Origin of the sequence: Phenylobacterium sp. (assembly GCF_044371015.1) — a bacterium.
Taxonomy (GTDB): Bacteria; Pseudomonadota; Alphaproteobacteria; order Caulobacterales; family Caulobacteraceae; genus Phenylobacterium.
Genome location: NZ_JBILUK010000338.1, coordinates 1 through 2,683, shown reverse-complemented (window position 1 = coordinate 2,683; position 2,683 = coordinate 1). Strand labels below are relative to the sequence as shown.

Here is a 2,683-nt window from a genome sequence, read left to right as displayed (position 1 = left end):
GAACGTTGCCGCCGCCCGCATCGAGGAAGATGTGCATGTAGGGGTCGTAGGCGCCCGTCGAGGGCACGTGGTCCTCGGCGAAGGCGGTGGTGTAGGTCATCCCCAGCACGCGCTCGTAGAAGGCCACGGTCTCCGCTGCGTCGCGGCAGCGATAGGCGACGTGGTGGATTCGCTCCAGGACCGGCGGCTGGCTCATTCGGCCGGTTCCGTCACAAGCGCGCCGCGGCGGATCTGATCCCGCTCCATCGACTTGAAGAGCGCGGTGAAGTTGCCCTCTCCGAAACCCTCGTCCTTCTTGCGCTGGATGAACTCGAAGAACACCGGTCCGATCTGGGTCTCTGAGAATATCTGCAGAAGAAGGCGCGGGTCGCCCTTTTCGGTCGAGCCGTCGAGCAGGATGCCGCGCCGCTGAAGCTCCGCCACCGGCTCGCCATGGCCCGGCATGCGCTCCTCCAGCATCTCGTAATAGGTCTCTGGCGGCGGGGTCATCAGCGGCGTCCCCATCACCTTCAGCCGGTCCCAGGCGCCGATCAGGTCATCGCAGGAAAACGCGATATGCTGGATGCCCTCGCCGTTATAGGCCCGCAGGAATTCCTCGATCTGGCCGCCGCCGGCGCGACCCTCTTCGTTCAGCGGGATGCGGATCTTGCCGTCCGGCGCGGTCATCGCCTTGGAGGTCAGGCCCGTATACTCGCCCTTGATGTCGAAGTAGCGGATCTCGCGGAAGTTGAAGATGCGCTCATAGAAGCCGGCCCAGTGAGCCATGCGCCCGCCATAGACGTTGTGGGTCAGGTGATCGATCACCTTCAGGCCTGCGCCGACCGGATGGCGGTCGACGCCCGGCAGGTATTCGAAGTCGATATCGTAGATCGACAGCCCCTCGCCGTAGCGGTCGATCAGATACAGGATCGCCCCGCCGATGCCGCGGATCGCGGGAATGCGCAGCTCCATCGGCCCGGTGCGGGTCTCGACCGGCTCGGCGCCGCGGGCGACAGCTTCCTCATAGGCGTGGCGGGCGTTCTTGACTCGAAAGGCCATGCCGCAGGCCGAGGGGCCATGCTCGGCGGCGAAATAGGCGGCCGGCGAACGGGGCTCATAGTTGGCGATCAGGTTGATCTCGCCCTGTCGCCAGAGGTCCACGTCCTTCGAGCGATGGCGCGCGATGCGGGTGAAGCCCATGGCCTGGAACACCGGCTCCAGCAGCCCCTTTTCCGGCGCCGAAAACTCCACGAACTCGAACCCGTCCAGGCCGAGGGGGTTGTCGAACAGGTCGGGCATGGCCGGGCTCCATGGCGCATATCGTTACATATGCAACTATCTGTCGTGCGGATGAACTGTCAAGTGCGTCGGCTCCGGCTTGTGCCCCCAGGCAATAATGATACGGTCAGGTAACAAAAAAGGGAGGCGAGGCATGTCGATCGCGCAGGACCCGGTAGACGGCCCCATCGGACAGGCGCTCTGGGCGCGGGCGGATCAGGTGCTGCCGGGCGGCGGAATCTACTACTCCCGCAGCGCCGACTTCGCCGGGCGCGGCGTGCTGCCGGGCTTCATCGCCTCGGCGCAGGGCTGCCGGGTGACCGACGTCGACGGCCGCACCTACATCGACTTTCTCTGCGCCAACGGCCCGAACATCCTGGGCTATCGCCATCCCGAGGTCGAAGCGGCGGCGCGCCGTCAGGCCGAGCAGCAGACCAGCGCCAGCTTCTTCCCGCCGGCCCTGGTGGAGGTGATCGAGCGACTGGTCGCCCGCGTCCCGGGCATGGCGTTCGGTGTGACCTCGAAGAACGGATCGGAGGTGGTCAGCCTGGGCGTACGCATGGCCCGTCAGCACACCGGCCGCCGCACCGTGATCACCTTCGATCGCGCTTATCACGGCAGCGACCCGGAGCTGGCCAACCGCCCGCCTCCGGGGCCCCTGAGCGATGGCGTCCGCGACATCGTGCGACTGCCCTGGAACGACCCGCAGCGGCTGGCCGACCACTGCGCCGCCCATGCCGACACGACCGCCGCGATCCTGCTCAACCCGCTGGACCAGAACCCGGGTCTGCAGACTGTCGCGCCCAGCCCGGAGTTCCTGGGCGCGATACGCGCCGCCCAGGCCCGACATGACATCCAGCTGGTGTTCGACGATGTGCGGCACGGCTTCCGACTTGATCCGGTCGGCTCCTTCCGGCCGCTCGGCCTGGAGCCCGACGTCGCCGCCTTCGGCAAGGCGCTCGGCAACGGCTACGCGATCTCGGCGTTGGTCGCGCGGGAGCACCTGCGCGCGGCGGCGCGGAAGATCTTCTATACCTCGACCTTCATGTTCGAAGCCTCCGCCATGGCGGCGGCCATGGCCATGCTCGAGATCTATGAGCGGGACAACGTGTTCGCCCACATCACCGCCATGGGCGAACGCCTGCGCGCGGGGATCCTGGCGGCGGCGGCCAAGGCCGGCCAGGCGATCACCTACACCGGGCCGGTCACCATGCCGACTCTGCTGCTGGCTGACGATCCGGGGGGCGCACGGCTCAAGATGTTCGCGCGCGCGGCCTCAGGGCGCGGCGCCATCCTGCACCCGAACCTCAACTGGAACCTGAGCGGGGCGCATCAGCCCGCCGACATCGACGAGACCATCGCCATCGCCGCCGAGGCCTTCGCCGAGACACCGGGGCCCGGCTGAGCTCAGACGCCGGATCTCAGG

General features: G+C 67.5%; 3 protein-coding genes. 1 reads left to right on the top strand and 2 read right to left on the bottom strand.

All coding sequences use genetic code 11. The annotated features are described in order from the left end of the window. Positions 1-196: VOC family protein (locus ACIQ3R_RS17325; RefSeq protein WP_397420095.1), on the bottom strand; the 196-nt coding region annotated here is incomplete at its 3' end. Beyond that, positions 193-1,278 carry a 4-hydroxyphenylpyruvate dioxygenase gene (gene hppD, locus ACIQ3R_RS17320; protein ID WP_397420094.1) on the bottom strand — a complete coding sequence of 362 codons (1,086 nt, stop codon included), beginning with the start codon at positions 1,276-1,278 and terminating at the stop codon, positions 193-195. The genes ACIQ3R_RS17325 and hppD, both read right to left, overlap by 4 nt. A 133-nt stretch (positions 1,279-1,411) precedes the next feature. On the opposite strand from hppD, the gene ACIQ3R_RS17315 reads away from it, so the two are divergent. Continuing rightward, positions 1,412-2,662, top strand: coding sequence for an aminotransferase class III-fold pyridoxal phosphate-dependent enzyme (locus tag ACIQ3R_RS17315; RefSeq protein WP_397420093.1), 1,251 nt, complete (start codon positions 1,412-1,414; stop codon positions 2,660-2,662). Positions 2,663-2,683: the final 21 nt, after the last annotated feature.